The sequence below is a fragment of the Psychrobacter sp. AT9 genome (assembly GCF_047272965.1).
Lineage (GTDB): Bacteria > Pseudomonadota > Gammaproteobacteria > Pseudomonadales > Moraxellaceae > Psychrobacter > Psychrobacter glaciei.
Genome location: NZ_JBKOTW010000001.1, coordinates 1,050,007 through 1,076,471, shown reverse-complemented (window position 1 = coordinate 1,076,471; position 26,465 = coordinate 1,050,007). Strand labels below are relative to the sequence as shown.

The following is a 26,465-nucleotide window of genomic DNA, read 5'->3' as shown; positions in this document are numbered from 1 at the left end:
ATAATGAATATTTAAACGCTTGTGTTATTAATAATGTATACACGCTTTTCTAATTTATTGCTCTTATTTAAAGCTATATTTAAAACGATAGTTAAAATAGTCCTAACGATATCGTATAATCCCTTATTTTAAGCGCTATTAAACGCTACTCTCTTCTATGTTAGAAAAGAATCGCAGCCGTTGACTGTCATAGCGCCTATGTTGTATTTGCCCCATTTCACTTATTCATTTTATCTTTGAGTTATCTTATGTCTTTATTGCAAATTGCCGAACCTAATCAAAGTGCCCAACCCCATCAGCATCGTTTTGGCCTAGGGATTGATCTTGGTACCACGCGCTCATTGGTCGCCGTGGTGCGCTCAGGCAAGGCGCAAGTGTTAGAAGCAGGCGCAGCTAACGATACTCTATTACCTTCTGTGGTCTATTATCCAAGCACAGGCAACCCGCTTGTCGGCTACGATGCCCTAGCCCACTTGGCGGATGATCCAAAAAATACGATCGTCTCGGCTAAGCGCTTTATGGGTCGTAGCCAAGCTGATATCAAATTCTCTCATCCTTATGAATTAAGTGGCAGCAAAGACGATATGCCAGCATTCGTGACTGCTCAAGGCGAAGTATCGCCTGTTGAGGTATCAGCGCGGATATTGGCAACGCTTGAACAACGTGCCGCCACTGCATTGCCTGCAGACAGTATTGAAGGTGCGGTGATTACCGTTCCCGCTTACTTCGATGAAGCTCAGCGTCAAGCGACCAAAGATGCCGCCCAAGCAGCTGGTATCAATGTGCTGCGTCTATTAAATGAGCCTACCGCTGCGGCAGTCGCCTATGGTCTCGACCAAGCTACGCAAAATGGTGATAAAGAAAGCTATTACTTAATTTATGATTTGGGTGGTGGTACTTTTGACGTTTCTATCTTGAAGCTGAATGACGGTGTCTTTGAAGTATTGGCAACTGGTGGTAATAGTGCATTAGGTGGTGATGATATCGATCGTCTGATAACCAATTGGCTTATCAAACAATTAAACATCGATCCTAAAGATGTGAGTCGTCATGACAAGTCAATACTGGCGCAACAAGCCAAAGCTTATAAGCAAGCATTGACTGACGATGAACAAGTTAATATCGATATCACTGTGAATGAGCAGGCTTATCAAGGTGTGTTGAGCCGTGAAGACTTGCTGGCTATTACAGAACCTGTTAGCCGCCGCACGATAAGCGTCTGCGAACAAGTGCTACGTGATGCCAAGCTATCTACCTCAGACCTAGATGAAGTTATCTTAGTCGGTGGCTCTACTCGTATGCCTGCTGTGCAGCAAGTTGTCACTGAATTTTTTGCCAAGCAGCCGCTGTGTCGTCTGAATCCAGATGAAGTGGTTGCTTTGGGTGCAGCACAGACAGCGCATCAGTTGGTCAACGGTGATAGCGACAATAACTTATTATTGTTAGACGTAACGCCATTATCGCTCGGTCTTGAGACCATGGGCGGCTTAGTTGAAGTACTGATTCCACGTAACACGCCTATTCCCGTCAAAAAACGCCAAGTATTTACCACGTATCAAGATGGTCAAACAGGCATGGTGATTCATGTGGTACAAGGTGAGCGCGAGACGGTGGATAACTGCCGCTCATTGGGACGTTTTGAGCTATATGGTATCCCGTCAATGAAAGCTGGATTTGCCCGTATTGAAGTAACCTTTAGTATTGATGCCAATGGTCAGCTAACTGTCAGTGCGCAAGAGACCACCACCAAAACAGAAAGTAAGATTGAGATTGTGCCTTCTTATGGTTTATCTGACGAGCAAAAAGAGCAATTACTGGTGGCTGGATTTAAGTATGCAGAGGAAGATAAGAACGCACGCTCTTTAATCGAAACAAAAGTAGAAGCGGAGCGTGAAGTACTGGCTCTACAATCTGCACTCAATGAGTTTTCAGCATTACTATCCTCTAAAGAACAAAGCATTTTAGCAGAGCAAATCAAAGCTCTAGCAGCCGCACTCGACACTAATGACTTGAGCTTTATCGAAACTAAGCAGGCTCAGCTCAAGCCTCATAGCGATGCCTTTGCTGCCCGTATTATGAATCAAAGCGTCAAAGCCAGCATGGCAGGTACGAATGCCCAAGATTGGTAGTAGATACGTTTAAGAATGCGGCTTAGCGATCATACTAAGCTCATCTCTTATATTTTTATTTTTTTAATTGATTAGCACTGGAAAGACGATTTATGCCAAAAATTACCGTATTACCGCATCATGAAATTTGCCCTGAAGGCGCCGAAGTCGAGCTAGAAGCTGGTAGCAACCTATGTAAGGCGCTAATAGAAAAAGGCATTAAAATTGAACATGCATGTGAGATGTCAAAAGCTTGCACTACGTGTCATGTGGTCGTCCGTAAAGGTTTCAATAGTTTGGATGAAATGGATGATATTGAAGCCGATTTATTAGATCGTGCTTGGGGATTAGAGCCTGACTCACGCCTATCTTGTCAGGTTATGCTCGATGATGAGGATTTAATCATCGAGGTTCCTAAATATACGCTCAATCATGCCAAAGAAAACCATTAGACACTAAACAACCTATCTTACTGTTATATTAGAAAGCCAGCTATCGTCATGATAGCTGGCTTTTTTGTGCTCAATATTATAGATATTAGAACTCTTGCAAAAGTCAGATATTAAGCTCAAGATTTACCAGTCCTGCGAACAGCTTCATTCTTAAATCATAACGTTGACGTCGATTACGGTAGCGTTCAGCCACAATTTTGAATAGCTTAATCAGACCTATTTTATGCTCAACCAGAATACGAAATTTTGCCAAATACTGATTGGCCTGTTTGCAAAGCGCTAGCAACTCACCGCCTTTTGGTTTCTTAAAGGGGATAAAGGTCTGATTATGTAGCTTGGCTATACCTTGATAACCACTGTCTGCTAGATAGCTGGTGTTTTCAGGCAGCCAATCAGGACAAGTTTGTTTATAAAGACTAAAGTCATGTACTGAACCGTTGCAGGTTTGCACATCCAATATCAGTCCTGTTTGCCAATGTACGATGACTTGCGCTTTTAAGGTATGTTGTTTCTTCTTTCCACTGTAGTACTGCTTTTGGTTTTTTTTGGACGTTCAATGGGCGTTTCGGTTGCATCAATGATGATCGCTGACCAATTAATATTTTCAGGCTTACCGTATGGCAGTTTTCGTGGCAAATCAAATCTGCCTGAGTGAATAAGGACGTCTTCTACTTTTCTGACAATGCGACTGGCAGAGGATTCATGAACGTTGAAGTCCACACCAATATGATAAAGGGTTCGGTATTCACGCCAATAGGTCAGTGCTAGTAAAATCTGCGCCTCTAAGCTAAGCTCACTTGGACGACCTGATTTGGTCTTGGAAGCTTCATGCTCTTGCATGGCTTCTAGCATTTTCTCAAAAGTGGCTTTGTGGATGCCGGTATAACGTTTAAAACCTGCATCATTCTGTTCAAGTAGTTTGGCTATATTTGGCATGTCTATTGAATATTTAGGATTCAGTTATATACTTTGAGGTTTGAAACTACTTTTGCAAGAGGTCTATTGCTTTTAAACGATTATTTATGACCATTATTGTCACGTTTGCATTCTGCTGCTATATCAGTTGCCAACTTTTCTTCTTCTTGTTCAACCCGCTCAAGCGCAAAATTTAAGCGCGCCCTGATATCTTGATAATCATTATCTTTCATATCTTTAAAGTTCAAATGCAAGTTAAAACCTGGCAGCGTGTGATCAACCCATTTAGAGAGATGACCCTTATCAGCATCAGGATCAAGCACTTGCCAAGCATTTACTTGGTCATCAAAGCCTTTTAGCTGAAATGCACCAGCGTGCTGACATTCATAATTATGGCAGATGTAATCGTAGGTACTCTCACTAACTAATATTTCATCTTTATCAGCACTCGCTTCAAGTCTGGCTGCTAAATTGGCTTCTTTACCGATCAAGGTATAGCTGAGACGATTGTTGCTGCCAAAATTACCAACATGGCAGTAACCTGTCGTAATTCCAATGCGTATGTACAGTCCTTCAAAACCCATGAGCCGCCATTTTTGTCTTAAAGTGCGCATCTCACGACGCATATCTATCGCCATTGCGATACAATCTAGCGCGTCCTGGCGAGCACCGCGGCTCTTTGGTTCGCCAAAAAAACACACCATGCCATCGCCAATGAACTTATCAAGCACGGCGCCATGTTTATTGGCTATCAACGTCATACAGTGCATATAAGTATTTAAAATATCAGCCAGATTATCAGAGCTTAAACTATCGGACAATTCGGTAAAACCAACGATGTCTGAGAACATAATCGTCAGCTTAGCACGCTTATTAGAAACGATGACTGGGCTGTCAGATTTGACGATGGGTTCCCAAATTTGCGGCGGTATGAAGCGTGTTAACTTATTAATAACGGAGACCATCCTGCTTAGACGCCCGACTGCCTGATTAGCACGCGTTTCATAACCGAGATATTCTTGATACATATACTGAAACTGACACAGAATAACCGCCATACTTGCCAATAACACGATTGGTGTTGTCCAGCCTTCATAGCAATCTATCTCAGCTACCGCCAAAGTGACGCTAACATAATAAAAAACAATGACCGTTATAATTGAGCTGGCGATCAGCTTTAAATTATTTTCAGAGCCACTAATGATAATCCTAAGACCTATAAGCGCAGATAAACTCAGCGAAATAATGATGCAAAACTGTACTGATCCGATGACCGCCGACAATAAAATAATGACAATATTAGACGTCCAAAAACTTTTTGGGCGACGATAATTGTAGATTAGTATCATTAAGCTTGGCAGACAAACAATAACAAGAAGTGCCATTGAGGTAGATCTAAACTCAAAATGCAACGCGAGGAGTATTACCGTGAGAATTAAGACGAAGACTTCTGGATAGTCAAATCGATATACCCCTTCATTTTTTGATGGGCGATTTGGTCTCAGCGTGTCTAAAAAAGGCATATAAAGTGTTCGCTTAAGCAAAACAGGTGGTTGGAAAGACTAAAAGGCTACGAAGATAGCACAGGTGCATCAACTACCTCTATTATCAAGTCGGATATTAATCAGTTATCACTATATTATAATTGATATTATACTTTTTAAGTATGTTAAAAACTATGTCATATATAACCAAAAGTATACCACCTATCACTTATTTTACCTTGAATCTATTTTAAATCGGAATTACGGTACTTATTTTGCCGGCGATGCTTGAGCAGCCAACCGATGATAATTATGACAGCCAGTATGCCAAACCCTTTAGAGTAAGGGGCTAATGCGCCTTCGATGACCTCATAGTTCTGTCCGAGATAATATCCCGCTAACGTTAATACGGTGGTCCAAATACTGGCACCTAACGCTGTCAATACTAAAAAAGGCAATAGCGGCATCTTGTTCATGCCAGCAGGGATAGAGATGAGCGAGCGAACGCCAGGCACCATACGCCCAAAGAACACGGCTGTTTTGCCGTGTTTATCGAACCAGTCATTTGCAGAGGTAACGTCATCGGGTTTAACGAAAACGTATTTGCCATATTTTTGGGTAAACGCGACCAAACGTTCTTTATCAAATACACGACCTAAATAATATAAGGGCAACGCGCCAAGTGAGGCACCTAGTGTACCGGCGACAATAACCAGCATTAAATTTAAGTCGCCTTTTGACGCGGCAAAACCGGCTGCTGGCATAATGACTTCAGAAGGTATCGGTGGGAAGACGTTTTCGGCAAACATGGCAAACACAATACCAAAGTAGCCAAACTTTGCCATAATACTGAGTACCCATTCGCTGATTTGATTCATAATTACTGCCTCCCCTTATTAAAACTATAGACGATTTATTTTTCTAATTTTGATTAGGGTCTGTTTTATGCTATTTATAGCAATTGCACTATGGCAACGATTAGACAAATCCTATGACCAGTAATTCGCCTATTTCAATGACTTCCAGATGGATCTCCTTAGCGTGCGCGTTAGGGGTCTTTGCTCTTCTGTACTCATTGACTAATATCTATGCGCAAACACTTTTTTATGATATTCAGTTTTATGCTACTCAGTTTTCTAAGCTAAGTAGCATTAACTCTGTATGGCCCAAGAAAGTTCATATACTAGCCACACCGATTGACGCAGCGATTCCCTTTGTTGCGCTGATGATTGTGCCTTATAGCTGGTCAATCATACTGTTTTGCGCCAGTTTCTTCATGGTAAAAACGCCAGCACAACTCTCATTATTAACGCGCAAGTTAATCCTAGCCACCCTTTTTGCTTGTTTTATCTTTTATGTGTTTCCCGCCAAATTCACTTTTGAGCGCCCTACAGTTTTGGGATGGACACACTATGGCTATCAGTTTTTGCATATAACAGACAAACCTTTTAATCAGTTTCCTTCCTTGCATGTGACATATGCTGTATTAATAGGGACATCATTATGGCAACTTTCAAAATCTGCGCTCTATCGCCTGACGCTTTGCTGTATCTGTAGTCTCATCATCATATCCACCGTTCTGACTTACCAGCATCATCTACTAGATATTGCTGGTGGGTTGTTACTGGCAGCGTTGATACTGGTAATAACCAATAAGCTGCGAAACAATTTGGTTTTAAAGTATCTGACAGTCGCGATATCAGGATTTTTAATCCTATCGATAGCAGGGTTTATGCTCAATAGAAGCATGACCTCTATCACTTTTGCAGGGTTATATCATTTAGTCGCCACGTATTGGATGTTAAGTTTTTTTGTCTTAGCTTGGGCTTATCAATATCCCAATCAACCTCGCGACAAACTTTGGTTTGCAAAGAATGAGCAAGGGCGCTTGCTCCTATCTACTTGGCTGAAGTTTGCACCCTTACTATTAGGCTACCGGCTGATGTGGTATGTCGGGCAACGGTATCAGCTCACTCAACATACAAAATCAGATTGTGGCTCATTGAACCATAATGATATATGTCCAACACATAAAATAGCAGACTCTATATATGCAGTTGCTACCCCAAAATTATTTGGCTTATCTAAAATGAGCGATGAGCATTATTCATATTTTTCTAACTTTGCGACGATTATTGTGATTGACTCGGCTGTAGAAACCAACAGTCATAGTTTGAGTTTAAAACAAGCATTGCATACCCATCATACTTACGCGCAAGCACAAAGATTAGGCGCTGGTCATTTGAATGTCAGTAATTTAGAAGTTAATTATGACAGCTCATTATCCTGCGATTTTCATCCATCATTTGCTGCTTTTCAGATGAGATATCTTTACTTTCCACTATTAGACTTACAGTCGTTAAGAGAGATTGATACTCAGGACTTTATCCATTTATTTAAACAGATAGACACATTAACAGCTCTTGATATAGCGACTAATATCACGAAAAAAAAGCGGCCTAGCAAAACAATCCTTATCAACTTCCAATGCGTAATGGGACTATCCCGTAGCGTCGCCCTGCACGCTTTATATCTGATATATCGAGGACATCTGACTACCGATAATTACGTTACTTGGATCAATGAGCAGTATCCAAAAGCGCATATCAATGATAGTTATCTACCTAAGTCGCTCGTTGACAAGGTTGGGGGCTTGGCTAAAAATACTTGAACAAGCATTAAGAAAATATCATCAATATATAAATTCTCTTTTTTTGAAGCATACTGTTGCGAGTGCGCAAGCAATTGTCAGTGACAGCAGCATCGATACCAAGGTATGACTAAAAAAATGGTCGCCAAAGAGCATTTTGTACCCTCCCATCGTCCACCCTAAAACAGTGACTGTCTCAAAGATTCTATAGCGATATTGTCGTAGCATCGGTAAAAACGCCAAGCCATATAAAGAAAATCCTGCGCTAGCATGCGCTGCTGGAAAACACTTGGCGGGTGTCATAGCCACTATGTTTTGCCAAAGATTAAGGTATGATAAGTCACCGTTAAAAACCACCAAGTGATTGGGGCAACTGACATGGGTCATGCCTTTGAGCACAGCAATGGTAGTCGGCACCATAATCAATACGCTCAAAAGATAACTTATCTCACGCACCGATAAAGGAGTAAGGAATCTATCAAATTTTGATTTATTAGGCAGAGAGATTTTAATCAAGGGCTGTCTATACTTGATGATTAACACGGTTATTAAGTATACACCGAGCAAAATCAGCAATAATTTAGGTAAATCATAAAAGATAAACGCGTAAGGCTGCGCACCTTTATCTATCAGCCATCGACCATTTGCATAGAAAAGCTCACTGATACGAAGGTCCAATTGGCTATGCTCAAATGTCAGTGTCGCAATGAGGGTTAGGCACAAGAGTTTGAGCCAAGCCCAATCAGCGGAATTGGTTTTTACAGTCATTGATACACCCAAAAGATAGGATTCACAAGAAAGTGCTAGATAGCGCTATCAGCCATAGCATGGTCAAAAGCAATAATGCCAAAAATTGTGCAGCAGAACCGACATCTTTGGCTATTTTGGCCAGTGGATGCTGCTCTGTCGAAGCATGGTCAACACTGGCTTCGATACCCGTATTAAATAGCTCAACGATCAATGACAAGAAAGAGGCGACTATCAGCAGCATTTTTATACTGAGATCAAAAGGCGTGAAGATGAGTGCCATGAGTAAGGCAAAGTTGAGCCACAAAACCTGTCTAAAGGCCGCCTCAAATTGGTAAGCTGCTTTAAAACCATCTATAGAGTAACTGGTGGCTTTGACGATACGGGCAAGACCTTTTTTACCTTTCGCGTTACTGGCATAACTATCAATTGCAAGTAATGGGATAGGAACCGGTTGTCCAGTAGGCTCAAAATCGGGCTTTTTATAGTCAAAGTGAGAGGGTGTGACTTTGCTCATATTGAATTCTTTATACTCATGAATAGTAGGATATGCTGCAAGTGTTGAGTATAAGATAGCAAAGGTTAAGACAACGTTAAGAAAGCATTAAAAAATTATAAGCATTTTTTAATGCTTCGCATTGATGAGTGCTATTGGTAATAAATACTAAACGTACTACCACCACTCTCATTGGGGTGATGGGTTAACTGCCAGCTCATATGGGTCATGATACGCTGCACGATACTGAGCCCTAGCCCCGTACCTTCTACTTTATAAACAGAATGAAAGTTAAGTGATAGATCTTTATCCATTTGATTATCGGTATCACTGTGATTTAGACGCTCAAATCTTTCATAAAGTAGAGGCATCATAACTTCAGGAATACCCAGACCAGTGTCCATCACTGTTATTTTTTTAGCATCGATAGTGACAATGACTTCTCCATCATCCGTATACTGAAACGCATTTTTGATCAAATTACCCAACGCCATCTTAAGTAACTCAGGTCGCACATAGGCAGTGTATTCTTGTTCTGCCACCACTGTGCAGGTCACTGTTTTATAACGCAGCAAATACTTTAAACGTTCAATTTCATTGACTGCAATGCTATTAATGGACGTTAGCGGCGCATCCAATTTTTCAGGCGCACGCGAAAGCAATAGTAAAGCCGTGATAATTTCAGAGGTCTCTTTGGCTGTATTGCTGATACGATTGGTAAACTCACTCAAGCGGCTGTCATGTTCTAACTGTGAAGCCAACACTTCAGACGCGCCCATAATGATTGTCAATGGTGTGCGTAGCTCGTGGCTGACATCACCTGTAAACAGCTGCTCACGTTTTAGATACTGCTCCAGTTTATGGTTTTTTTCATCAATCGCTCGAGCCAACACTCCGACTTCTGACGGCAAATGGGTCAACTCTGTCAAGTTACGATGGTCTGTTTCCACTGCCCGCTTTAGAGCCAGTAAAGGCTTGATGATTTGCTTGGAAGACAATTGAGAAAAGACAATAGCAATCAATAAACTTAAAATGACAGCAGCTTTCAAGGCAGCCGCAAATATGTCCTCTAAATGCTCAAAGATTGCTAAAACAGGATAATTTTCCATCACCATATCGGTGTTTTCTAGATAGGTTAAAATGTAATTTTGTTGGTCGCGGTGATAGTGAAAGAAATGCAGTTCAGTGTTCGTTTTGTCTGCGCCCGTATCAACAGTAACAGAAATCTCTTGCACCGTTTCAGTCGCTATGGCTTTTAAATTCTCAGGTGCACTATCATAACGATAAATTTTAATCCCTGGTTCTGCCGTATAAACCGTCTGCTCACCATACTCTTTCTGACTGAGCTCTAGCTGCTGTAACAGACGAGCTTTAACCAAATCCTGCTCTATTCGCATTTCGGCATACAAAAAAATACTGACAAAAGTGGCGCACAGCAACAAGGCAAACACGAGGTAGGACACACGAAACTTATTGGCTATAGAATCTATATTAAACATGGCATGGGCTTACTTGATAGTAGCAGAAAATAAATATAGGTGATCAGGGGTATAAATACGCCCGACCAGTTTATCGTTATTGACCGTTAAATGGCTCACGAGGTGCTAAAAAAATGATCTGCGAGACAAGTTACGACAAATTATCAGGGTCGACGATCTGATAGCCAACGCCTGGTATGGTCATTATCATCGGTTGAGCAAATGGTTTATCGACCTGTGCCCTTACGCTATGAAGATGAGTGCGCAAAGCATCACTACTTGGGATATCTCGTCCCCAAACTTTTTCCTCAAGCTCCGTTTTGCTGACCACTCTAGGAGCGGCGTTCATCAGCGTGGCGAGTATCTTAAACCCAGTTGGGGTCAGTTTTAAAAAGATGCCCTCGCGCTGAATAGTGTGCTCATCTGTATTTAGAGACAGTTTACCGACCTCTATACTATGCCGAAAGTGCTCATCTTGATGGCGTCGTATGAGCGCTTTAATACGGGCTTCGAGCTCCACCAATGAGAAGGGTTTGACCAGATAATCATCAGCACCACTATCGAATCCTGCGACTTTATCCAAGACCGTATCGCGAGCCGTCAGCATCAATACCGGCGTCTTATCATGCAACTCTTCTCTGAGCTTCTTGCACAATTGAGTGCCATCCATACCAGGGAGCATCACATCCAATAATATAACGTCATAACGATTGGTTGATGCCAAGGTCAAACCACTATAGCCATTGTGAGCGTTGTCGAGCTCAAAACCTTTTGGCTCAAAAAACGCATAGATATTGGCGACGATATCGGGATTGTCTTCAATAATAAGTATCTTGTACATGGCTCTGACTACCTAAAGATGATTGCCTAAATATGACTGCCTAAAAACGCTTATCTATCATAAATAAGCGTTTAATTGGCGACCTTAAAAAAAGTAGGCGCTGAGGCTACCTCGTCGGTGGTGATATCAAAAAAGCTTAGTAAAGTTGGCGTGATAAAGTCATGTGATACTGGCTGAGTGCTCATACTCGTGAGACTCTCGCTACTGATACGGTTACTCGCAGGCGACCAAACAATCAATGGCACTTGCTTTTGTGCATTCGGCGCAATACTATACGGCAGTCCATGTAAGTAGATATTGTTCTCACCCAGACTCTCTCCATGATCGCTAATATATACCATCACCACCTCATAGTCTTGTTGATAAGGCTTCAATGTTTCAATAACATTATTTAAGAAATAATCAGTATAGCCAATCGCATTGTCGTAACCGTTGATGACCGACTGCGCATCACATTTGGACAGCTCATTGGTCATACAAACTGGCTGAAATTTTTCAAAGGTTTTAGGATAACGTTTGTAATAAGCGGGGCCATGATTGCCCATTTGATGCAATATAACTAAGGTGTCTTTTTGGCTAGAGTCCGACTTAACCATTTTATCAAAGCCATCCAACATGCCAATATCTCGGCATTCGCTATCACAATTGGGGTTCTTATCCGGCGTTTTGTAATCCTCAAACACCACTCGATCTGCCACGCCTTTAGAGCTAGAGTTATTGTCTCGCCAAATGACCTTGACGCCTTGTTTGTTTAGCGTATCCAACACATTTTCATTGTAGGCAGCGGTATCTACATCGTAGTCACTTTGGTTTGCATAGCTGAACATACAAGGCACTGAATAAGCGGTAGAGGTGCCACAGGCCGTTACATTCTTAAAGCTATAGATATCCGCTTGCTTGGCAAGCAATGGCGTAGTGTTGCGTGTATAGCCATTCAAGCCAATGTGGTCAGCACGCACAGTCTCTCCGACCACAAAGACCATCAGCTTAGGTTTTGCAGTGCTATTCACAGCTGCGCTACGCTTGGCATCTGCTGCATGAAGTATCAACGTATCAGGGCGTTGCTGTTCAGCTATATAATCCGTTCCTAGTTTTACGACAGAATAAATGGGCGTGATTGGGTTGCTATAATAACGGACTTCTTTATGCTGACGAAAAAAGCTAGCGTATTGATCGCCAAAAGGTATCAAGCAAAGCGCAATCAGAGCAATAGAGGCAACTAAGGTTGCGGTCTTTTGAAGTATTGCGCGTTGCCAAGAGAGGCGCTTTAAACGAATTTTGCTAATAATAAATGCTGGAATGATGCCTAATAATACCACTCTAATCGCAAAACTTGGTGCCATTAGATCCATAGCCTCAGCTTGATCGGTTTGTAAGCTATTGATAAGCATATTACGATCAAAAATCGTGCCGTAAGCATCGGTAAAATAACCACAAACCGCTGCCACTAGCACCATCGTAATCAACACTGCTTTTGCCGTTGAACGATAACAAAGCAGCTGAAGTATTAGCCACAGCAAACCAAACAACAAGCCCATCAGTGAAAGAATGAACCCCCCATTTGTATCAAGTGGGTAGATATTTAGGACTTGCGCAAAAAAACTAATATTAGCGGTAGTGACTAAATATAGTGCAGTAATGACGATAAGTACATTAACATTCAGCTCAAAATGATAGCGTTTGCTAATAGCATATTTTCTATCATGAACTTTGGTAAAGCTAGCACTAAGCGCTTGAGATATTGACATACAAATACTTCTCAACAGAATGAGTGAAGACCCAATTCATTAAAGTAACAAGTACCTTGTTAAGAAGGCGTTAAGCTGCTTAAATTAAAAAAAGTTTAAACGACAATGAGAAATTTAGGATGTTAGAAAATGAGTCATGCGCTATTCACTGGGATCAGCGCCGGGTGGAAAATCATGGCGCAGCTGCGTGACATTAGCAGTGGTAACCGTGTCCGTATAGTTGTTCAAATCGCTATGCACATACTGGGTAACGGCAGCTATTTGCTGATCGGTCATCATGCTATGAAAAGAAGGCATACCACGTAGACCATTCATGACGACGCTAATAATATAATACTTTGACTCCATCTTAGTATTATCCGCTAGCGGTGGATAGTAGCCTGCTCCTCGTGCGCCCTCGCCTTTTTGCATATGGCAACCTGCACAAGAATCCTCATAAAGCTTTTTACCATCAGTAGAAAAAAAACCGCTTTTGCCTTGTGAGCTGCCTTCAAATTTGGTGAGCCATTTCTGTAAGCCAGCATCTTCGCTTATTTTCGGTATCGAATTAACATCAACGATATTTGTGGGGGATCTGGTCAGCGCTTCCTTAGACATATAAACCGCGCCCCACGCCCCGTTATTGCGGCTGGCTTGATCGTCAAATATCATAGGGCTGGATTGTTGACTGGCAATAGTGACCGCATTATCGTTACTATATTGACTACAGCCTGACACGGTAAATGTGCCTACCAACGTTAATAATATGACTGTCTTATATAAAATAAACGGTTTAAGACCGTTAAAAGAGCGTGGTTTTATCATGTTTATGATTGCCTTTATAATCGTTACTATATAGTTGTTACTATACGATCGTTACTATGCTGGGCTGGGCTGGGCTGGCCAAAATAAGCCTACTAGCCAAGTTTTTTGGCCTTTTGGTGTAAGCGTTTGGCCGCGTCCATCCCCGATAATATGGCCCCTTCTTGCCAAGCCGGAATGTGTGAGCAATGCTCGCCCGCCAGCACAATCCGATGATCAATGCTGCAAAGCGTATCGTAGTATTGCTCACGGCTCGATTCACTCCAAATACCATAACAACCAAGCGACCACGGGATACGATGCCAAGCGACTGACGTACCTGAACGAAACTCTTTGGGATATTGCGGATGGATACGCTTGCCATATTCTAATGCCGCCTTGATGCGCTCTTTTGGCGTTAAGGAATTGAACTTATAAGAGGTTTCTCCAAAGCCATAAGCACCTAATAGCACGCCAGAGCCTTGGGTGAATAAGTCCTGCGACGGATAAGAGATCTGGGTAATAGGCAGATCCGTATAAGTGATACCGCCATAGATCCATTCATCCTCCTCCCAAAACCGCCGTTTGAACTCCAAACCAACTTTATAAGAGCTGTCATAAGGGACGGCTGCCATCGCTTGCTTCATTGGTTCTGAGACATTGATGTCGATTTGGGTCAATACTGACAGCGGAATAGTGCAGATACACCAATCAGCACGAACGCTTTTGACGCTACCCTCTGGGTTATTGCTTGCAGAATTGGTGCTATCAATATAATCAACAGTTACCCCTGTCTCATCTTGATTGATTTTAGTGACTTTGGCATTAAACTTGATCATATCGCGGCATTCGCGAGTGAAGGCATCGCCTATTTTGCCCATACCTCCGACAGGTTGAAACATTGCTGGTTGATGCACGTAAACGGTGTAATTAGCATAGAGATCAGACCACATCCCTGAGTCTAATAATTTTTTCATTGGGATTGGTGTCGATGGTTTAGCGTCAGGCATCAGACCACCACCCGGATAGACACTATAGCCGCGATGTTTGCTGGTTTCATGGCTTTTGACATAGCGATAACTATTATCAAGAACGCCCCAACCTTTCAAACCTTCTAGTAGCTTTTCTTTATCTTCTTTGGTGACCGTATCATCTAAGCTACCTTTATTGACTGCTTTAGATAGTAATTCTGACACGTAGCCACGGATATCGCTTTGTACTTCGCCTAAGCGCTGCGGTGCACCATTGAAATGGTTAGTACGATGCAGATAAGCACGATCATTGGTTTGGATAAAGGGCTGCAATGCGACATTAAATTTTTTGCAATAATGGAATACCGCATAGTGATGTACGGGCAATCGCCACGGTCCACCGTTAAAGTAATTGCCTTTTTCAAAGTCGCAAGTCACCTCCTCACCGCCAAGCTCAGTATATTTATCGCCACTATTTAGCGTCCAACTGCGCCCACCACCGCGATTTTGATATTCAAGCACAGTGATTTTATAGCCCGCTTTACGTAACTCATAAGCTGCTGTAAGCCCGCTCAACCCTGCTCCCAAAATAACGATGCTCGCGCCAGCAGGAGCACCTTTGAGATCTATTTCTTGCTTAAAACTCGACTCGGATGCAAACCCCAATGTGGTCATCGCCTGATACATGGCAGTCGCGCCAGCAGTCTTACCAATCATTGAAAGCAATTGTCGCCGTGTAGGGGAATGCAATAAATCGTTCATTTAATTATCCTTGGCACACTTCGTTTTTATAGTAGGGTCTGTTGAACATTCAAATGTGGTACTGGCAGTGGCTATTTTTTAGACAATACGCAGTGAAATTTTTGACGCCTAGTCATTCTAGGTTAGACAATTTCGCCATGTATTGGCAAAAAATAGTCCTGCCCTGAAAGGCAGCTACTAAAATCACCCCAAACGTTGTTGTAAACCTAGCTAAGGTCTCGACATTATCGTCGGTTTACGCCTAGTCTGGGGCGATTTTAGCGATCAGCAGTCCTAATATTTGAATATTCAACAGACCCTAATCAAACAAGCAAATTTTCAGATTCAATTCTTTAAATTTATGGAGGTGAGATTTAACTTTTTTCTTTGATGACGCGTTTAACATCCACCGCACTGACTTCGCTACTCGGCAGACCACCGAAGTTGACTCGCACGTAGTTAGTGATACTCGCAATCTGTACAGGGCTTAAGTCTTTCTCAAAACCTGGCATTTTTGGCGCAGTATTGAACGCACCTTTCGCCCCAAAAGCGATAACGCCAATCAACGCATCAGGTTTAGCACGGCGAATACTACTAAGACCGACAATAGCAGCATAGCGGGCATCGGGCTGAGCGTAACCATCGACGCCATGGCAACTCCCGCAATGAGCAAGATACAGGGCTTTAGATGAGGTTTCAGCTGAGAATTTAGACGAATCGCTGCTACTAGTCTTAGAAGTATTCGTTTTAACCTTAGCTAGATAGTCCTTTTGCTCTAGTAAATCATAAGTAATAGATGAGCTGATGGGATTTGGTAAACGTGCAACATTAACCGGTATCAGATAATCATCAGTCTTGATCGCAGGAATGACTTTTAGATAGTTAGCCATCGCACTCAAATCTTCATCGGTAAGATAACGGGTACTATGTCCTACTGCTTCTGCCATAGGGCCGCCTGCATACGCCCGTTTATCAAGTTTTCCAGTACGCAAATAAGTCACAATATCACGCTCACTCCAACGCCCAATACCAGTGTCGTTATCAGGAGTAATATTGGGCGCAAACCATTTACCAAGCCGCGCACCAGAGAGGTAACGGTCTTTATCGAGACCTTGGGTGAGGTTGCGCGGCGTATGACAAGTGCCACAGTGCTCTAGATTATTCACCAGATATTCACCGCGCTGCTGCGTTGGTGTCAGACCAGTACGGTTTTTGGTAGACGGCACATTGATGACATTCCACGCGAGCATTAAGCTACGAATATTTAAAGGAAAAGGCAGTTGCGTTGTTTTTTCAGGTGGTTTATCGACGACAGGAACTGTTTGGAAATAAGCAAATAAAGCACTAATATCATCGTCCGTCATTCCATGATAGGACGGATACGGCATCGCCGGATAAAGTTGATGGTTTGGCGCGCGACCTTTACGTAATGCTTTGGTAAAGTCAGCTTCCGTATAATTACCGATGCCATACTGCGTAGAAGGCGTGATATTGGTCGAATAGATATTACCGATAGGCGTTTCGATAGGAACACCCCCACTATAGTCCTCACGATGACAGGCCATACAGTCGGCTGTACGTGCAATATAAGCCCCGCGATTGGCTAAATTGTTATTGATTGGGCTAACATTAGGCAGGCTTATGCTGGGAGGTAAGCTGGATTGTGTCAGATTGCTATTGCCGATGCCTGTGCCGTCAGCAATGGCAACGTTAGAGGCTACACTCAGCACACTCAGCGCGAGTATTGATATCATCATAGAAAGTGGCTTCATAATATCCTTATCATACCAGTCAATCATCCTTGATCACTTTTCAAAAGTTGTCTGCTCTTCATTAATAGATCCTACTAAAAACAGACTCTACTAAAATAAAACTATTCATCGGTAATAGCTACTGTTTAATGGCCTCAATTTGAATCTCCAAGTTGAGGTTTTTAGTGACTCCAAACCATGCATATTTATCGATATTCCATTTGGTTCGGTCAACGGTAGCCGTAAAATTACCATTGCAAACATCTTTTTTGAATGCGGGATGCAAATAACAGTCAAACTTAGTCGCTGTCAAGCTTATAGGATGGGTTTCGCCATGCAGGGTTAAATCACCATCCACTTTTAGAATCTTAGGGAGCGATTTATTCTGATTAAAGTACCATTTGGTAGAGTCAAAACGCGCCAACGGAAAGCGCTGGACATCAAAAAAATTAGGACCTATCAAAGTATGATTAAATGCTTTATTGCCTGTACTCAAAGAGCTAATAGGAATAACTAATGAGATATCACCTGTCTGTGAGCTTGGATCATATTGCAAATTACCTTTGACATCATAAAAGCCGCCAGTAGTGGTCGAGGTTTTGAAGCGTTCGATAGCAAAGCTTACATTTGTACTGGCGGGATTGATGACATAGCTAGCGGCATAACTGCCCGTTATGTTACTTATTATTAGCAATGGCAGTATTATAAAGGCAAAAAGATATGATTTTTTTTGACCGCTGTCTGAAGCGCCCATAGCCACATTCCTTCGTAAGCATTGTAAGCCTTATTGATACTACTGACTTTTTTATTGATGGACGCAATCCATGCTTGTACTTAATAAAAATTTAGCCATTTTAAGACTGCTAGTGGATAACACACTCTAATAACTTATACCCTATTTTCCAAACACTTAGGAGCATTATTTTAGCGAGGGCGGCAATATTTGCTTAGGCTAAATTTCAGCTATATATCTACTATCATAGATAGCAAGCCGTTAAGAAAACGTTAAGACGATCTTTTGGTTTAGGAAGAATGATTATGTTAGTAAGTTATGCATTAGCAATTTAGAACAGGTAGTTGCGCGTTTTTACTGTCGTACTCTCTCAACGTGTTGAATCTCTGACGATGCCAGTGCGGTTCGTTTTGATACGCGCAACGCTGTTGATGATTTGCTTATCTTCTCGCACTTTAGTGACAATACAGTCCAAATAGACAATGAGATAGATGCTATTGAGAAGCTAATTTTGCCAAGCGAGGGTGCCATCGATGAAAAGGTCATTGTTTGGTCACCGAGCAGATGGTCAGCGATTTTGAAACGAAAACTATAGTCAAGGAATGTTAGAATCGCTACAAGGCGACCGACCGTGGATAGTATACTGAGTACATCTAGGACGGGTAACACCGTAGCGGTTTAAAAGCGCTCTGACGATACCTGCTGTAGATTCATATCTGGTTAATTAATAAAGAGCTTGAGCTAAAATTTAGACACAAAAAAACCTCAAGTAAACTAATACTTGAGGCGAAACTTGCTTAAACTTTACAGTTTAAATTCGTTTTAAATATGGCGCAGCGGACGGGACTCGAACCCGCGACCTCCGGCGTGACAGGCCGGCATTCTAACCAACTGAACTACCGCTGCTTAGGTCTCTTTAGCATTTTACCTTTATGAAGAGGTCCACTTCGCTAAATAAGTGGTGGGTGATGACGGATTCGAACCGCCGACATTCTGCGTGTAAGGCAGACGCTCTACCAACTGAGCTAATCACCCATCGAACAATTGCTATGCAATTTATTCAACATCAACCGAGCTCTTTAGTTTGTCACTAAGCTCTGCTGCTGTGGGTGTGTATTATATAGATTTACATGTGCGTGTCAAACAGTATTTACCACTTTTTGAGATATTTTATTCACTATTATGACAAGCATATGTTTTTATTGATTTTATATTTTTATAAATGTTCAATATTTTCAGACTTGATACTTATTTATTAGCTAGTGCTTGCTCGATATCACTTTTTATCGCGTCAGGCTTAGTCATTGGTGCATAACGATCAATCACTTGACCCTTACTATCGATTAAAAATTTGGTGAAATTCCATTTAATTCCATCTGTCAGCAAACCACCCTTTTGATCTTTGAGCCATGCATAAATGGGATGAGCCTCTGCTCCGTTGACATCAACTTTTGCCATCATCGGAAAGCTGACGCCATAATTCTTTTGACAAAACGCGCCAATTTCGTCATTACTGCCTGGGTCTTGGCTACCGAATTGATTACAAGGAAAGCCAACGACGACCAATCCTTGATCTTTGTATTGCTCATATAGCGCCTCTAACCCTTCAAACTGGGGCGTAAAGCCACATTTACTCGCGGTATTAACGATTAACAATACCTTGTCTTGATAGTCAGAAAACGCTTGCGGGCTACCATCCATACGCTCAGCCGTAAAATCATAAATAGTACTCATCATTTATCCTTAAATTGAGGTTTTTGTTATTTTGGGTATTCATTTGACACTTTTACTTTATCAGTCATATAAGCGGCAAATGTTATTGAAAAGGAAGCACTCTGTACTTCCCTTCCACATTACTATTACTATCATTATCTAAATACTTACTTCTCAGACTTATCTAAATCGATAGATACTGAGTTGATGCAATAGCGCATGCCTGTCGTCTCACTCGGTCCATCAGGGAATACATGACCCAAATGTGCGCCGCAGTTGCTACAAGTTACCTCTGTACGAGTCATACCTAGCGAATTATCGACGTGCTCTTGAATTGCGCTATTATCAATGCCTTGATCAAAACTTGGCCAACCGCAGCTTGCATCAAACTTATTGGTTGAATCAAATAAGCTGGCACCGCAGCCTTTACAACGGTAAACACCGTCATCAGTCGCGTCATTATAAACACCAGTAAATGGACGCTCTGTGCCTTTCTCACGCAGTACATGATATTCGTCAGCACTCAGACGCTCTTTCCAGTCAGCTTCAGTCAATTGGCTGATTTCTTCTTTACTTAATTGATTGTCTTGCATGATTTGTCCTTATTAGAGTATCTGTTATCTCTGTCACTATTTTATCGCCATATTATTATGAAAACGATGTGCCCTATCTGTTGCTTATCGACTCACTATTCAAGGTGAATATTAGAGTCGCAATGCCTGTATTTTGGAATAAGTATGTCGTTAAATAGAATTTTATCCAGCTTAAAATATATCAAATTACTCTAAAACTAGAGTGAGTAAAGATGTAATTTTGATAGGTAAACATGTATTTAGTTGACTGTCATCGTCGGGCGCGTCATACACAAAGGGAATAATGCAAGTAAAACTTGCATTTATAAGTGTAAGTTATTTGAAAACCTCTTGCATTAAGATTAACAATGCAATAATATCTTGCATTGGCGTCTAATTAAAATCCTCAATTCATCTACTTATTGAAAAACTATCAGTTAATAAAGGCCTAAACAACCATGTCGGATGACAACAGCACCCAAGCAGCACGATTGGTACAATTACGCCGTAAGAAAGGATTCACCGCTGAGCAGCTAGCACAAGCGATGACCGCTGCTGGTGCCAAGGTGAGTCGCGGTGCTATCTCGAACTGGGAGCGTGGTACCAACGGTATCGTCTCATCTAAGCTCCCTACCCTCGCACGTATTTTGGGCTGTAGCGAAGGGTATCTGTTACGTGGTGAGCTTCAAGATGAAAACTCTGATGACACATCGCCTAACAGTAATAGCCCACCTCAAGATGAAAAAATGCAAGACGCAATAACACCACAGAAAACACAAAGAAATCAGACCAAGATGCCATCAACCGCTTTCATTGATACTAATAAAAACTCACCAAACACCCTGACAAATGGTCATGCTATGAATCCGATAAAAAAATCCGATAAATTACAAAACGTTTGCTATGACATTCGTGGTCCCCTGTTACAGACTGCCAATAAAATGGAAGCAGAAGGCAAACGTATATTGAAGTTAAATGTGGGCAATCCAGCGCCGTTCGGCCTAGAAGCCCCTCATGAGATTTTACGCGACGTCGCTATGAATCTATCTGAAGCCACGGGGTATTCGGACTCGCAAGGGATTTTTTCGGCACGCAAAGCTATTTTGCAGTATTACCAATCTAAAGGTCTGCTCTCGGCAGTTGATGTCCGTGACGTATATTTGGGTAACGGGGTCTCTGAGCTGATTGTCATGACCATGCAGGCGTTGATGAATGATGGCGATGAAGTGCTCATTCCTATGCCAGACTATCCATTATGGACGGCTGCGGCCAACCTCGCTGGCGGCACTGCTGTACACTATCGCTGCAATGAAGAAGACAACTGGCACCCTGATATCGAGGACATCAAATCTAAAATCACCAGCAAAACCAAAGGCATTGTGGTTATTAACCCCAATAATCCGACAGGTTCCCTTTATAGTGATGAACTACTAAAGCAAATCATTGAAGTCGCTAAAGAGCATGACCTAATCATCATGGCCGATGAGATTTACGATCGCATTCTCTATGATGATAATGTGCATACCCCGATGAGCACTTTAACTGACGACGTTTTGGTTCTCTCATACAATGGCTTATCGAAGTCGCATCGCATTGCAGGGTTTCGCTCAGGTTGGATGATGGTATCTGGTCGCAAGCAACATGCAGCGGACTTTATCGAAGGCTTGGATATGCTCGCATCCATGCGCCTTTGTTCTAACGTTCAAGGACAGTATGCGATTCAGACAGCCATGGGCGGTCACCAAAGTATGAAAGACTTAACCTCTAAGACCGGTCGTCTATATAAGCAGCGCGACATGGCCGTCTCACGTCTTAATGCGATTAAAGGTATTTCTTGTACCATGCCCCAAGGCGCGTTTTATTGTTTTCCAAAGATGGATCCTGAAGTTTACCCTATCGAAGATGATATGGATTTTATGATGGACTTACTCGTTGAAGAAAACGTATTGATGGTGCAAGGGACAGGATTCAACTGGGACAAGCCAGATCATTTTCGTTTGGTGTTCTTGCCAAACTTGCTTGATTTAGAAAATGCGATGGATCGCTTGGATCGCTTTTTTGCCAAAAAACGCCAGCAGTTTGGCACTGAATAAATCTGCATCCAACATAAAAAAATGCTTATCAGCATCACGCTGATAAGCATTTTTTGGTTCTAATTCAAGCCTTATTAATGGGCTCTATAGCATTACTCTTAAAAGATATTTATCAATATGAGATAACTAATAGCAGACATTGAAGCTGCAGCCGGAAGGGTAATCACCCATGCCAGACCAATTGGTTTCATAAGCTTCCAGTTAGTGTCTCTATTGACGATACCAATGCCAAGTACTGCACCGACCAAGGTATGTGTACTTGAGACTGGCAGACCCATCGTCGATGCGCCCATCACAACGGCAGCAGCAGCCAATTCAGCTGAGAATCCAGAAGCTGGATGCATCTTCGCTAGATTGGTACCAACGGTCTGAATCACTTCTTTACCAATAAACCAAAGACCAACGATAAGAGCGACACCAAAGGTCAGCATTACAGCAGGGGGTACAGCCGCTTCGGTAGAGATACTGTTGGTACGAATGACATCCATAATGGCCGCAAAAGGACCAACTGCATTGGCAATATCGTTTGAACCATGACTAAAGGCAAATGCAGAGGCAGTAAAGACCTGCATCCAGCTGAACATAATGAATGTGGCTTTGGTCAGATCTTCTTTATGCTTACCACGGATACTCTTGGTATAAATATAGGTTGCAAGCCATACTAGCGCTGAGATCATCCCCATGATCAAAAAGCCTTGCAGCGTCGTCATACCACTATTGACGTTCTTTAGACCTTTAAAGACAACCAGAGAGGCCATGACTGCACCGCCCATAGCCGCAATTATAGGTACCCATTGCTTCAATGCCTTTAGGGTATCGAGGTTACTGCGCTCGTTTTCAATCTCATAAAGCTGTTTGTAATAATCGGTCTCTAAATCTTCAACGACGCAATCATCATCTTTGTAGATTTCTTGGTCACGTAACATCGCTGAGGTATAAGCCAGCTGTTCTGATTCTGTTAGACCGTCCAAAAATTCTTTGTGGTTTTGTTTTAAGGTTTTTTTATCAGCTTTTAACTCGCCAATATGCGCCTCTGTTTTATCATTATACTCGATGATATTTTTCTTAATCTGTCCATATAATAAATAAGACAAAACGCCGCCTAGTAGCGGTGATAGCACCCAAGAGATGGCGATAGTACCAATCTTGCCCCAATTCACGGTTGATAATGCCATCTCGGTACCACCTAACGTGATACCTAATACGATGGAGCTACCAACCACGCCGCCAATAATCGCATGTGTGGTCGAAACAGGTAAGCCTTTTTTGGTGGCAAATAACAGCCAAAAGGCAGCAGCAATGAGTGCTGAAAGCATGACATAAATAAACTGGTTGGGTTCGACTGCGAGGCCATCTAGATCGACAATGCCGCTTCGGATAGTATCGGTTACTTCACCACCTGCCAGCACAGCGCCTGACACTTCAAATATCGCTGCGATACCCAATGCTTGCGGGATAGTCAACGTCCCTGCGCCTACTGAAGTACCAAAGGAGTTGGCGACATCGTTACCACCGATATTGAATGCCATAAAGACACCAAAAGCGGTCGCCACAATAAATAGCGTCGTTTGCTGACGCATCGTGTAATCTAGACCCCACCACAAAAAGTAGCTGGTCATCGCAACCAATAAAATGGCAAAAAATAGATTTATTCTCATGGAGCCAACTGATTTAGCTGACTCTGTAGAACTGTTGCTAATACCCATACGTTGATGCGTCCTGCGTAAGCTGATTGGAATTATATGCGATTAGTAATATTGCGCAGCTATACAGGCAGGTTTTAATATCCCGCACTAAAATAGCATTATATAAAGGCGCAACATGCTCTCTAAACAATGAACTCTTTACGTTTGTTTTGCTGCAGTATCTTAGAATCGATTGTTGCTGTTTGACGTTTGATTCAAATTATTAATACATTATCAAAAACCCATCACTCCACATGTCACAAAGCCGCAAGTGGTATTGCTAAATCATCTGATTACAGCATCTTGCGGCTTATATTTGTGGCGATGTTACTGTTTTACCAATATCTGATACGGCAACAATATCTTTTAAATATCTATACAAATCATACAATACACACTTATTAAGGCAATATATGACATAGCAGAGACAATTCTGCCCCTATTATATTAAATATAATCACATAATGCATAATGATATTGCAAGATTTGTAACTGTGATTGTGTACTTTCAATATCACCCTTCTCAGTGACAGATTAGATCGAGTATGTTTCACTAAACTTCACTTGGAAAAGACGGCTAACAATATAGACCGCCATTAACCCTCAATTTTAATAAAGAGCTACTGGCTTTTAGATGCTACTGACAACTGTTTAATAGCATGGTCTAAAACATCCAAACGCGCCTGACGTTTCTCGTTGGTGGCTATGACACACCATGGTGCGTATTCAGTATCAGTACGTGCCAGCATATCAGCGGCAGATTGTACGTAATCTGACCACTTATCACGGTTACGCCAATCGTCATCAGTGAGCTTAAACTGCTTGTGAGGTGTTTCTTCGCGCGCTTCAAAGCGCTTAAGCTGTTCTTTCTTATCAATCGCCAGCCAGTATTTAATAACCAACGTCCCTGCTGCGCTCAAATCCGCCTCGAAGCGGTTGATTTCATCATAAGCACGTTGCCATGCAGCATCAGTCGCAAACTGCTCAATACGCTCAACCAACACGCGCCCATACCAAGTACGATCAAAGATGGCAATACGGCTAATTCGATTTGTTTGCTCGTCAGGCAGCCTTGTCCAAAAACGCCAGAGATAAGGATGCTGCGACTCGTATAGCATCGGCGCACCAATATTATAAATTTGGTATTCACGCGGATCGAGCGCTTCCACCAGTCTTTTGATAGCCCCGCCTTTGCCAGCAGCGTCCATTCCTTCAAAGGCAAAAACAATATGACGACCTTTGCGCGCACGTAGTAATTCGGCAAGACGAGCTTGTTTTTCTGCCAATGCCTCTTGATAGTCAGCCTTACTGACGTCTGAGTCATCGATATCGGTTAATAACTTGGGTATTTTTACAGGTTCAAACGGTTCCTGATCAACTTTTGACTCAGGTTTTTGCATCTTGGACTCAGACTGACTTTTTGTTGTTTCGTTACTGTCTGTTCGACTACTTACAAGTGCCGTTTGCATCGCATGCAATACTTCATGGCAAAAATGATCGGCAGCTTGTGATTTATCCTCACCATCGATGATGATCCAGTCATCCTGTTGCCGTAACAATGTCACGGCTACCTCGTTAAACTGAGCGACAATCTCTGCATTATTCCAATCAATTTGATACAAAAACTGCGGATCGGCTTCATCGTCATTTAATCGCTCTTGCAACGTTTCGATATCGACATGAAACCAGCATTTTAGTAGTCTGGTTTGATTGGCAACGAGGTCTTGCTCAAACGCTTGCAGTTTAATAAGTTGCTGCTGTAGATACGCTTGCCATTTCGCAATCGGTAGCGCTTTGTCATTATCGGATTTTTTGTCTTCTGATTGACTATTTTTTGACGACTTATCATCGTTTTTGTTGTCTGCTGCCATACGCATGACGTTGTAAAGCAAATCAGCATACCAGTTGCCAAAATAAACCATGACATCACCATGACGTGGCAGCGCTTTAGTGTGTGCTTGCCACATCGGCTGATACGCTAAGGGACAATAACCAATAGTTGCCTCCACCTTAAGCAGCCGAGGATCTACCCACTGGCGCAACTGTTTGACAGCAGTCCCCTTGCCCGCCTGCTCCATACCATTAACCAGTACCAACAGCCCAGTTGGCTGATTGGCAGGTGGCGGCGTTTGTTGCCGTGTCGCGCGCAGAGCATATTGGGCAGTAACCAGTGCCAATCTAAGGTCATCTTTATCCATCGAAAACTGACTCAGTGGATTGGGCGTTAAGCGCTCCTCGATCACTTGCTCACTAAATTGCGCACTGACCGCTTGTGGTGCTGTAAGTTCAGTCGTATTATTATTTTTGCTCATAACTGGTATCGTCCTATGATTGAAAGCGTGTCAGCTTAATCATAGCATTCGACCAATTCAGTAAATAACGCTGCTGTGTAACAGTTTGACATTTGTATTCTGCTTTATTTTCTTTTAAGGTGAACACAATCTTGAGAGCATGTTTTAAAAGAGTCTTAAAATTATAATAAGCACCAAAAACGGCATAACTTTGAC

General features: G+C 42.2%; 20 protein-coding genes, 2 tRNA genes and 1 pseudogene. 4 read left to right on the top strand and 19 right to left on the bottom strand.

Going from position 1 to position 26,465, the window contains the following annotated elements; all coding sequences use genetic code 11:
• The first annotated feature begins 248 nt into the window (after positions 1-248).
• Both hscA and fdx read left to right on the top strand, forming a co-directional pair.
• Entirely contained in the window at positions 249-2,129 is a 1,881-nt protein-coding gene (hscA, locus tag ACMFL8_RS04730; protein WP_413190241.1) for a Fe-S protein assembly chaperone HscA, read from the top strand.
• A gap of 92 nt (positions 2,130-2,221) precedes the next feature.
• Positions 2,222-2,560, top strand: a complete 339-nt coding sequence (gene fdx, locus ACMFL8_RS04725; protein WP_413190240.1) for an ISC system 2Fe-2S type ferredoxin — start codon at positions 2,222-2,224, stop codon at positions 2,558-2,560.
• Positions 2,561-2,663: 103 nt separating this feature from the next.
• Here fdx and ACMFL8_RS04720 read toward each other — a convergent pair.
• The 4 genes and pseudogenes from ACMFL8_RS04720 to ACMFL8_RS04705 all read right to left on the bottom strand — a co-directional run.
• Positions 2,664-3,047: pseudogene (locus ACMFL8_RS04720) on the bottom strand (transposase family protein); the annotation flags it as partial.
• Between the two features lie 8 nt (positions 3,048-3,055).
• Positions 3,056-3,496, bottom strand: coding sequence for a helix-turn-helix domain-containing protein (locus ACMFL8_RS04715; protein ID WP_413190239.1), 441 nt, complete (start codon positions 3,494-3,496; stop codon positions 3,056-3,058).
• Between the two features lie 80 nt (positions 3,497-3,576).
• Entirely contained in the window at positions 3,577-4,860 is a 1,284-nt protein-coding gene (locus tag ACMFL8_RS04710; RefSeq protein ID WP_413190238.1) for an adenylate/guanylate cyclase domain-containing protein, read from the bottom strand.
• Positions 4,861-5,204: 344 nt separating this feature from the next.
• Positions 5,205-5,837 (bottom strand): DedA family protein, encoded by a 633-nt coding sequence (locus ACMFL8_RS04705; RefSeq protein ID WP_010199363.1) that lies wholly within the window; start codon positions 5,835-5,837, stop codon positions 5,205-5,207.
• Between the two features lie 113 nt (positions 5,838-5,950).
• On the opposite strand from ACMFL8_RS04705, the gene ACMFL8_RS04700 reads away from it, so the two are divergent.
• Positions 5,951-7,630, top strand: coding sequence for a phosphatase PAP2 family protein (locus tag ACMFL8_RS04700; RefSeq protein ID WP_413190237.1), 1,680 nt, complete (start codon positions 5,951-5,953; stop codon positions 7,628-7,630).
• A gap of 21 nt (positions 7,631-7,651) precedes the next feature.
• On the opposite strand, the gene ACMFL8_RS04695 is transcribed toward ACMFL8_RS04700, so the two are convergent.
• The 13 genes from ACMFL8_RS04695 to msrB all read right to left on the bottom strand — a co-directional run bounded on the left by ACMFL8_RS04695 (position 7,652) and on the right by msrB (position 20,201).
• Positions 7,652-8,377, bottom strand: coding sequence for a PAP2 family lipid A phosphatase (locus ACMFL8_RS04695; protein ID WP_413190236.1), 726 nt, complete (start codon positions 8,375-8,377; stop codon positions 7,652-7,654).
• A gap of 22 nt (positions 8,378-8,399) precedes the next feature.
• Complete coding sequence (locus ACMFL8_RS04690; protein ID WP_413190235.1) at positions 8,400-8,873, bottom strand: diacylglycerol kinase; 474 nt, start codon at positions 8,871-8,873, stop codon at positions 8,400-8,402.
• A gap of 131 nt (positions 8,874-9,004) precedes the next feature.
• Positions 9,005-10,351 carry a sensor histidine kinase gene (locus ACMFL8_RS04685; RefSeq protein WP_413190234.1) on the bottom strand — a complete coding sequence of 449 codons (1,347 nt, stop codon included), beginning with the start codon at positions 10,349-10,351 and terminating at the stop codon, positions 9,005-9,007.
• Positions 10,352-10,481: 130 nt separating this feature from the next.
• The gene (locus ACMFL8_RS04680) at positions 10,482-11,171 is read right to left on the bottom strand and encodes a response regulator transcription factor (RefSeq protein WP_189584306.1); all 690 of its coding nucleotides are present in this window, start codon (positions 11,169-11,171) and stop codon (positions 10,482-10,484) included.
• A gap of 71 nt (positions 11,172-11,242) precedes the next feature.
• Positions 11,243-12,919, bottom strand: coding sequence for a phosphoethanolamine transferase (locus ACMFL8_RS04675; RefSeq protein ID WP_413190233.1), 1,677 nt, complete (start codon positions 12,917-12,919; stop codon positions 11,243-11,245).
• A gap of 141 nt (positions 12,920-13,060) precedes the next feature.
• Positions 13,061-13,723: a c-type cytochrome gene (locus ACMFL8_RS04670; protein WP_413190232.1), complete on the bottom strand. Its 663-nt coding sequence runs from the start codon at positions 13,721-13,723 to the stop codon at positions 13,061-13,063.
• Between the two features lie 92 nt (positions 13,724-13,815).
• Positions 13,816-15,432, bottom strand: a complete 1,617-nt coding sequence (locus ACMFL8_RS04665; RefSeq protein WP_413190231.1) for a flavin monoamine oxidase family protein — start codon at positions 15,430-15,432, stop codon at positions 13,816-13,818.
• Between the two features lie 353 nt (positions 15,433-15,785).
• Complete coding sequence (locus tag ACMFL8_RS04660; protein WP_413190230.1) at positions 15,786-17,183, bottom strand: cytochrome c; 1,398 nt, start codon at positions 17,181-17,183, stop codon at positions 15,786-15,788.
• A 118-nt stretch (positions 17,184-17,301) separates the two neighbouring features.
• Positions 17,302-17,916, bottom strand: coding sequence for a YceI family protein (locus ACMFL8_RS04655; protein WP_413190229.1), 615 nt, complete (start codon positions 17,914-17,916; stop codon positions 17,302-17,304).
• An 808-nt stretch (positions 17,917-18,724) separates the two neighbouring features.
• Positions 18,725-18,801: transfer RNA gene (locus ACMFL8_RS04650), tRNA-Asp, on the bottom strand.
• A gap of 53 nt (positions 18,802-18,854) precedes the next feature.
• Positions 18,855-18,930, bottom strand: a tRNA-Val gene (locus ACMFL8_RS04645).
• A gap of 213 nt (positions 18,931-19,143) precedes the next feature.
• Positions 19,144-19,629 carry a glutathione peroxidase gene (locus ACMFL8_RS04640; protein WP_413190228.1) on the bottom strand — a complete coding sequence of 162 codons (486 nt, stop codon included), beginning with the start codon at positions 19,627-19,629 and terminating at the stop codon, positions 19,144-19,146.
• Positions 19,630-19,775: 146 nt separating this feature from the next.
• On the bottom strand, positions 19,776-20,201 hold the full coding sequence (gene msrB / locus ACMFL8_RS04635) for a peptide-methionine (R)-S-oxide reductase MsrB (RefSeq protein WP_413190227.1): 426 nt from the start codon (positions 20,199-20,201) through the stop codon (positions 19,776-19,778).
• 437 nt (positions 20,202-20,638) lie between these two features.
• On the opposite strand from msrB, the gene ACMFL8_RS04630 reads away from it, so the two are divergent.
• Entirely contained in the window at positions 20,639-22,273 is a 1,635-nt protein-coding gene (locus tag ACMFL8_RS04630; protein WP_413190226.1) for an aminotransferase class I/II-fold pyridoxal phosphate-dependent enzyme, read from the top strand.
• 98 nt (positions 22,274-22,371) lie between these two features.
• On the opposite strand, the gene ACMFL8_RS04625 is transcribed toward ACMFL8_RS04630, so the two are convergent.
• Both ACMFL8_RS04625 and ACMFL8_RS04620 read right to left on the bottom strand, forming a co-directional pair.
• Positions 22,372-23,979, bottom strand: a complete 1,608-nt coding sequence (locus ACMFL8_RS04625; protein ID WP_240215812.1) for an inorganic phosphate transporter — start codon at positions 23,977-23,979, stop codon at positions 22,372-22,374.
• Positions 23,980-24,578: 599 nt separating this feature from the next.
• Positions 24,579-26,270 (bottom strand): ATPase, encoded by a 1,692-nt coding sequence (locus ACMFL8_RS04620; protein WP_413190225.1) that lies wholly within the window; start codon positions 26,268-26,270, stop codon positions 24,579-24,581.
• Positions 26,271-26,465: the final 195 nt, after the last annotated feature.

Excerpts from the sequence above, each read along its gene's own strand:
- hscA (WP_413190241.1), top strand. The coding sequence starts at position 249 with ATGTCTTTATTGCAAATTGCCGAACCTAATCAAAGTGCCCAACCCCAT.
- fdx (WP_413190240.1), top strand. The coding sequence starts at position 2,222 with ATGCCAAAAATTACCGTATTACCGCATCATGAAATTTGCCCTGAAGGC.
- ACMFL8_RS04715 (WP_413190239.1), bottom strand. The coding sequence starts at position 3,496 with ATGCCAAATATAGCCAAACTACTTGAACAGAATGATGCAGGTTTTAAA.
- ACMFL8_RS04710 (WP_413190238.1), bottom strand. The coding sequence starts at position 4,860 with ATGGCACTTCTTGTTATTGTTTGTCTGCCAAGCTTAATGATACTAATC.
- ACMFL8_RS04705 (WP_010199363.1), bottom strand. The coding sequence starts at position 5,837 with ATGAATCAAATCAGCGAATGGGTACTCAGTATTATGGCAAAGTTTGGC.
- ACMFL8_RS04700 (WP_413190237.1), top strand. The coding sequence starts at position 5,951 with ATGACCAGTAATTCGCCTATTTCAATGACTTCCAGATGGATCTCCTTA.
- ACMFL8_RS04695 (WP_413190236.1), bottom strand. The coding sequence starts at position 8,377 with ATGACTGTAAAAACCAATTCCGCTGATTGGGCTTGGCTCAAACTCTTG.
- ACMFL8_RS04690 (WP_413190235.1), bottom strand. The coding sequence starts at position 8,873 with ATGAGCAAAGTCACACCCTCTCACTTTGACTATAAAAAGCCCGATTTT.
- ACMFL8_RS04685 (WP_413190234.1), bottom strand. The coding sequence starts at position 10,351 with ATGTTTAATATAGATTCTATAGCCAATAAGTTTCGTGTGTCCTACCTC.
- ACMFL8_RS04680 (WP_189584306.1), bottom strand. The coding sequence starts at position 11,171 with ATGTACAAGATACTTATTATTGAAGACAATCCCGATATCGTCGCCAAT.
- ACMFL8_RS04675 (WP_413190233.1), bottom strand. The coding sequence starts at position 12,919 with ATGTCAATATCTCAAGCGCTTAGTGCTAGCTTTACCAAAGTTCATGAT.
- ACMFL8_RS04670 (WP_413190232.1), bottom strand. The coding sequence starts at position 13,723 with ATGATAAAACCACGCTCTTTTAACGGTCTTAAACCGTTTATTTTATAT.
- ACMFL8_RS04665 (WP_413190231.1), bottom strand. The coding sequence starts at position 15,432 with ATGAACGATTTATTGCATTCCCCTACACGGCGACAATTGCTTTCAATG.
- ACMFL8_RS04660 (WP_413190230.1), bottom strand. The coding sequence starts at position 17,183 with ATGAAGCCACTTTCTATGATGATATCAATACTCGCGCTGAGTGTGCTG.
- ACMFL8_RS04655 (WP_413190229.1), bottom strand. The coding sequence starts at position 17,916 with ATGGGCGCTTCAGACAGCGGTCAAAAAAAATCATATCTTTTTGCCTTT.
- ACMFL8_RS04640 (WP_413190228.1), bottom strand. The coding sequence starts at position 19,629 with ATGAGTACTATTTATGATTTTACGGCTGAGCGTATGGATGGTAGCCCG.
- msrB (WP_413190227.1), bottom strand. The coding sequence starts at position 20,201 with ATGCAAGACAATCAATTAAGTAAAGAAGAAATCAGCCAATTGACTGAA.
- ACMFL8_RS04630 (WP_413190226.1), top strand. The coding sequence starts at position 20,639 with ATGTCGGATGACAACAGCACCCAAGCAGCACGATTGGTACAATTACGC.
- ACMFL8_RS04625 (WP_240215812.1), bottom strand. The coding sequence starts at position 23,979 with ATGGGTATTAGCAACAGTTCTACAGAGTCAGCTAAATCAGTTGGCTCC.
- ACMFL8_RS04620 (WP_413190225.1), bottom strand. The coding sequence starts at position 26,270 with ATGAGCAAAAATAATAATACGACTGAACTTACAGCACCACAAGCGGTC.